This window comes from Desulfovibrio sp. (assembly GCA_016208105.1).
GTDB lineage: Bacteria > Desulfobacterota > Desulfovibrionia > Desulfovibrionales > Desulfovibrionaceae > Fundidesulfovibrio.
In genome coordinates this window covers 185,901-191,900 of the sequence record JACQYS010000020.1, presented here as the reverse complement: position 1 = coordinate 191,900, position 6,000 = coordinate 185,901, and the positions used below count along the sequence as shown (strand labels likewise).

5 protein-coding genes are annotated in these 6,000 nt (G+C 61.2%); all 5 read left to right on the top strand.

From position 1 onward, the window contains the following. Nucleotides 1-139 precede the first annotated feature (139 nt). The 5 genes from HY795_12600 (at nt 140) to HY795_12580 (ending at nt 5,989) form a co-directional block, all read left to right on the top strand. Nucleotides 140-1,999 (top strand): AMP-binding protein, encoded by a 1,860-nt coding sequence (locus HY795_12600; protein ID MBI4806067.1) that lies wholly within the window; start codon nt 140-142, stop codon nt 1,997-1,999. A 2-nt stretch (nt 2,000-2,001) separates the two neighbouring features. After that, on the top strand, nt 2,002-2,889 hold the full coding sequence (locus tag HY795_12595; protein ID MBI4806066.1) for a branched-chain amino acid ABC transporter permease: 888 nt from the start codon (nt 2,002-2,004) through the stop codon (nt 2,887-2,889). A gap of 1 nt (nt 2,890) precedes the next feature. Beyond that, nucleotides 2,891-3,940: a branched-chain amino acid ABC transporter permease gene (locus HY795_12590; GenBank protein ID MBI4806065.1), complete on the top strand. Its 1,050-nt coding sequence runs from the start codon at nt 2,891-2,893 to the stop codon at nt 3,938-3,940. Between the two features lie 110 nt (nt 3,941-4,050). Continuing rightward, nucleotides 4,051-5,133 carry an ABC transporter substrate-binding protein gene (locus tag HY795_12585; GenBank protein MBI4806064.1) on the top strand — a complete coding sequence of 361 codons (1,083 nt, stop codon included), beginning with the start codon at nt 4,051-4,053 and terminating at the stop codon, nt 5,131-5,133. Nucleotides 5,134-5,191: 58 nt separating this feature from the next. After that, on the top strand, nt 5,192-5,989 hold the full coding sequence (locus HY795_12580) for an ABC transporter ATP-binding protein (GenBank protein ID MBI4806063.1): 798 nt from the start codon (nt 5,192-5,194) through the stop codon (nt 5,987-5,989). The last annotated feature ends 11 nt before the right edge of the window (nt 5,990-6,000 follow it).

Sequence of the window (6,000 nt, the reverse complement as noted above, 5' to 3'; positions counted from 1 at the left end):
GCATCTTCAAAAATACCTCGATGAATTCTGCTACCGATTCAACCGCCGTTTCTGGCCTGGGCAGGGCTTCGACCGCCTCTTGAGGGCCTGCTCCAGTGCCACCCCTGTCACCTATGCGGAGTTAAGGGGATAGCCACGTATCGAAAAGGCCAATGCCCGGCCGAACCAGGCGGCTCTGCGCGAAAAGGAACTGGGCATCTGGCAGACGGTGAGTTGGAAGCGCTACCTGGACATCACCGCCGAGTTCGCAGCGGGACTTGCGGAGTTGGGCCTTGGCAGGGGCGACATCGTCATCCTCATTGGGGACAATCGTCCGGAATGGTTTTTTGCCGAGCTTGCCATCCAGTCCCTGGGAGGCATGGCCCTGGGGCTGTATCAGGACGCTCCGGCCGACGAGATCACCTATGTTTTCGAACTCTCGCAAGCCAAACTGGTGGTGGCCGAAGACCAGGAGCAGGTGGACAAGATACTCTCCATCCGGCCAAAGCTTAAGCATCTTCGCCACATAGTCTATCACGATCCCAAAGGCCTGGCCGGGTACAGGGAAGAGGGGCTTACGACCTTCGAGGCGGTGTGCGAGCTGGGCCGGGGAAAAACTCAAGGGTTCGAGGACAGGGTAAAGGCTCTTTCCCCTGACGATCCCTGCCTTGTCGCCACCACCTCCGGCACCACGGGGCGGCCGAAGCTCGCGGTGCTCTCCCACAAAAACCTCTTGTCCATGGCCTCCAATCTCGGGCGCGTGGATCCCAAGGGGCCTGACGACGAGTTCGTCTCCTTTCTCCCCCTGGCCTGGATGGGCGAGCAGATGATGGCCGTGGCCTCGGCCCTGCTGTTCGGCTTTTGCGTGAGCTTTCCAGAAGAACCAGACACCGTTCAGGAGGACATCCGCGAGATAGGGCCGCACATCCTGTTTTCCCCGCCCCGCGTGTGGGAGAACCTGGCTGCCAGGGTGCGGGTGAAGATCATGGAGAGCACTCCCTTCAAACGTACGCTTTTTAACACGTTCATGCCGGTGGGAGAGCGCTGGGCCGAGGCTCGTTTTGCGGGCAAGTCGCCCGGGATTTGGCTTGGCCTGGCCTACATGCTGGCCAGGGCGGTGCTGTTTCGGGCCCTCAAGGACCGTCTGGGCTTTTCCCGTGTCCGCTCCGCCAGCACCGGCGGCGCCGCCTTGGGGCCGGACACCATGAAATTCTTCCACGCCATCGGAGTGAACCTCAAGCAGATTTACGGCCAGACGGAAATCGCGGGCATTTCCTGCATCCACGAGAACGGCAAGGTGGACTTCCTCTCCGTTGGCAGGCCCATACCGGAAACGGAGATAGTGATCTCCGACGAGGGCGAGATCCTCTCCCGCAGTCCGGCCGTATTCCTTGGGTACTACAAGAACGACGAAGCCACGGCCGAGACCCTTCGAAACGGCTGGCTGCGCTCCGGAGATGCCGGACATTTCGACGAAGAGGGCCGGCTGGTGGTCATCGACCGGTTGAAGGACGTGATGCTCCTGGCCGGTGGAACGCGCTTCTCCCCCCAGTTCGTGGAGAACAAGCTCAAGTTCTCGCCGTTCATCAAGGAAGCCTCGGTGCTCGGGCGCGGGCGCGAGTACCTGACGGCCATCATCTGCATCGACGGCGAGATAACTGGAAGATGGGCCGAGAGGCGCCAGATCACCTACACCACCTACCAGGATCTGGCCGCGAAACCCGAGGTGTATGGGCTCATCAAGGACGAGGTGGCCAAGATCAACCAGGTGCTGCCGGCGGATATCCGGGTCCGCCGTTTCGCGTTGCTGTTCAAGGAGTTCGACCCTGACGACGGGGAGATGACCCGCACCCGCAAGGTGCGCCGCCAGATTGTGGAAGAGCGCTACCAACCCTTGGTGGAGGCCCTGTTCAACAGCCAGGAGACCGTGGACCTCACTGTGGCCATCCAATACCAGGACGGCCGCACGAGGCGCATGGGCGGAACCATCCTGCTTGAGACCATGGAGGGGGAGTTCTAACCGTGGAATACTATCTGCAAGTTTTCATTTCCGGCCTGGTTGTCGGCTCCATCTATTCCCTGGTGGCCCTGGGTTTCGTGATCATCTACAAGGCCACCAAGGTGGTCAATTTCGCCCAGGGTGAACTGCTCATGTTCGGGGCGTATGTCTGCTTCTCGCTCACCGTGGAATATGGCCTGCCCTTTCCGGCTGCCTTCCTCTTGACGCTTGGCTTCTCGCTTCTTCTGGGCCTTGCGGTGGAACGCCTGGCCCTTCGGCCCCTCATAGGCCAGCCAATAATAAGCGTGGTCATGGTCACCATCGGGTTGTCGTCGGTTCTCAAATCCCTGGTCCAACTGGTCTGGGGAACCCAGATCAAGGTGTTTCCCCAGGTGCTGCCCGCTGACCCGGTCACCATAGGCGGCCTTCCGGTTGCTCCGGTGTACATCGTGGCGTTCGCCCTCTCGCTGGCCCTCTTTGGCGCTTTTTCGGCCTTCTTCAAGTACTCGCGCACGGGCATCGCCATGCGGGCAACTGCCTTTGATCAGGCGGCGGCGGCCTCCATGGGGATATCCATCAAGCGGATCTTCGCCATGTCCTGGTGCATCGCCGCGGTTGTGTCTGCCATCGGCGGGGTGATCCTCGGCAACATCAACGGCATCAACTCCCAGCTGGGCTACCTGGGTCTCAAGGTGTTCCCGGCGGTCATTCTGGGCGGCCTGGACAGCATGCTCGGCGCCGCCCTGGGCGGACTCATCATCGGTGTGCTGGAAAACGTGTGCGACGGCCTGGCCAAGGATCTATTGAGCCTGGACGGATTCAAGGACGTGGCGGCCTTTGCCGTGCTGGTGGTGGTGCTGATGATAAAACCCCACGGGCTGTTCGGAACCCACGAGATCGAGAGGGTCTAGAATGCAACAGAAGTGCGGTTTGTTTTTCTGTTCCTACCGGGCCGAGTCGGCCTTGTTTCCCAGCGGCTTCCAGCGGGCGTGCCTGGCGGTGTTCCTCCTGGCCCTGACAGTGACTCCGCTGGTAATGAACAGCTACTACGTGTCCATCCTGTGCCTCATAAACATCGCTGTCATCGGGGCGGTGTCGCTGAATCTCCTCACCGGCCTGTGCGGCCAGATATCGCTCGGACACGGGGCCTTCTTCGGAGTGGGCGCGTATACGGCGGGCATCCTGGCGGCCAAGGGCGTGCCGTTTCTCCTGGTGCTGCCCGCGTCCGGGGCGGTGGCCGCACTGGCGGGCATGGCCTTCGGCCTGCCGTCGCTTCGCCTCAAGGGCATTTATCTGGCCATCGCCAGCCTGGCCGCCCAGCTCATACTGGAATACGTCTTCCTGCGCTGGGAATCCATGACAGGGGGATCAAACGGGCTCATGGTCATGGCTCCGAGCATCCTTGGCCTCACGTTCGATTCGGACCTCAAGATGTTCTACCTCACCCTTGTGGTGGCCGCCCTGACCGTCCTTGCCGTTTCCAACATCACCCGCACCCGCCCAGGCCGGGCCTTCGTGGCCATACGCGACCACTATCTCTCCGCGGAGATCGTGGGAGTGAACCTGTTCGCGGGCAAGCTGCAGGCCTTTGGCTTAAGTTCCTTTCTGGCCGGAGTGGGCGGCTGCCTTTGGGCCCACTACACCAACTTCATCACCCCGGAACAGTTCAACATCGGGCTTTCCATCAATTATCTGGCCATGATCATCATCGGCGGCCTGGGCAGCGTTCTGGGCGCGGTGTTCGGAGCAGTGTTCCTTACCATCCTTCCCGAAGCGCTCAATGCCGTGGCCGGGGTGGCCGCCCAGGTGCTTGGAGGCGATCCCACGGCGAGTCTCGCCGCGCTTAAAGGGGGCGTGTTCGGCTTGGTGCTGACCCTCTTTCTCATTTTCGAACCGGACGGCCTGGCCGAGCGCTGGCGAATGACCAAGGCCTATTGGAAGCTCTACCCCTTCGCTCACTAACCAACTGGAGGACGACGCCCGTGAAACACATTCTTAGGCAACTCGCGTGTGGCCTGGCCCTGGTGGCGCTTCTGGCCCCGGCCGCCCTGGCCCAGGAAATCAGCATCGGCATGTTGGCCGACCTGTCCGGCCCCACCTCCGACGTCAGCACTCCCTACGCCAGCGGCCTGCGCGACGGGGCCAAGTACATAAACGATGCTGGTCTGCTGGGAGCGGCCAAGCTGAAGTTCACCCTGGTTGACTATGCCTACAACGCCCAGCAGGCTCTCTCGGCCTACAAGAAGTTCACCTCCCAGGACAAGATACTCTTCCTGCAGGGTTGGGGCACCCAGGACACCGAAGCCCTGACCCAGTTCGTCTCCAAGGACAAGATTCCGACCATCTCTGCATCGTACTCTGCCCACCTGACCGATCCGGCAAAAGCACCCTATAACTTCTTCGTGGCCGCCGACTACTCCACACAGGTCCGCGCCGCTCTCAAGTATTTCAAGGACAACTGGAAGGAGTCCCGGGCTCCCAAGTTGGCCCTTATCTTTCCCAACGTGCCCTACGGGCTGGTCTCCATTCCTCCTGCCAAGGAATACGCAAAAGAATTGGGCTTCGAGTTGGTGGGCGAGGAAAACGTGGATCTGAAGGCAATGGACGCCACCGCCCAGCTCTTGCGCCTGGCCAAGCTGGCCCCGGATTTCACCTGGATCGGCGGCACCACCCAGTCCACGGCCGTCATCTTGAAGGATGCCCAGAAACTGGCGCTCAAGACCCAGTTCTTCACCAATATCTGGGGTGCGGACGAGAACCTGGCCCTTCTGGCCGGACCAGCAGCCGAAGGGGTCATCTCGCTCCAGGCGGCCGTCACTTACGGCCAGGACGTGCCCGGCATGAAGGTCATCGAGAAGCTCACCGACGGCAAACCCCAGATGACCCACTACATCCGCGGTTTCGCCAGCATGCTGGTCATGGCCGAGGGCATCAAGCGCGCCCAGGCCAAGGGCAAGCTTGGCGGCGAGGAGATCAAGGCCGCCCTGGAAACCCTGCGCGACTTCGATCCCATGGGGCTCACCCCTCCCATCAGCTATTTCCCCGACGACCACCGTCCCAACATGAGCGTGTATCTCTACGCTTTCAAGGGCGGGAAATTGCAGCTTCTGGCCAAGCAGTCCCTGGAGCGCAAGAAGGAATGGCTGGGTAAATAGTTCGTGGAGGGGGGCACGCCCCTTAGAATTGCCCCGCTGCAACAGTCTGGAGGCCCTGGTGGATCTGCTCTGCGTTGAGAATCTCGAGGTCGTGTACAACGACGTGATCCTTGTGCTCAAGGGGTTGTCGCTCACGGCCGCTGACGGGCGGATAACGGCTCTGTTGGGCGCCAACGGGGCTGGTAAATCCACCACGCTCAAGGCCATTTCCGGGCTTCTGGTCGGTGAGGAAGGCAAGATCACGGATGGGCGGGTTCTCTTCGATGGCTCGCCCATCCACCGGCTATCACCGGAGAAAATCGTCCGGACCGGGGTTTTCCAGGTGATGGAGGGGAGGCGGGTCTTTCAGGACATGACCGTGGAGGACAACCTTCGCTGCGGTGGGTACACGAGGCCTAGCTCGGAAAAGGCCGATTCCCTGGAGATGGTCTACGGGTATTTCCCCCGGCTCAAGGAGCGCCGCAAACAGCTGGCTGGCTACATGTCCGGCGGCGAGCAGCAGATGCTGGCCATAGGCCGCGCCCTTATGGCCAAACCGAGGCTCCTTTTGCTGGACGAGCCGTCCCTTGGCCTGGCCCCGCTTTTGGTGGAAGAGATTTTCGAGATCATCGCCCGGGTAAACCAAGAATCCGGGGCCACCATCCTTTTGGTGGAGCAGAACGCAAGGGCGGCCCTGAACATTGCCCACAGCGGCTTTATCATGGAAAACGGACGCATCGTGCTTGAGGGAGAATCCCAGACGCTTTTGAACAATCCCGATGTTCAGGAGTTCTACCTGGGGCTCTCCCGAGGCGGCCAGAAGCGCGACTACCGGGATGTCAAACACTACCGCAGACGCAAGCGTTGGCTGGGGTAGCGGAGGCGCGA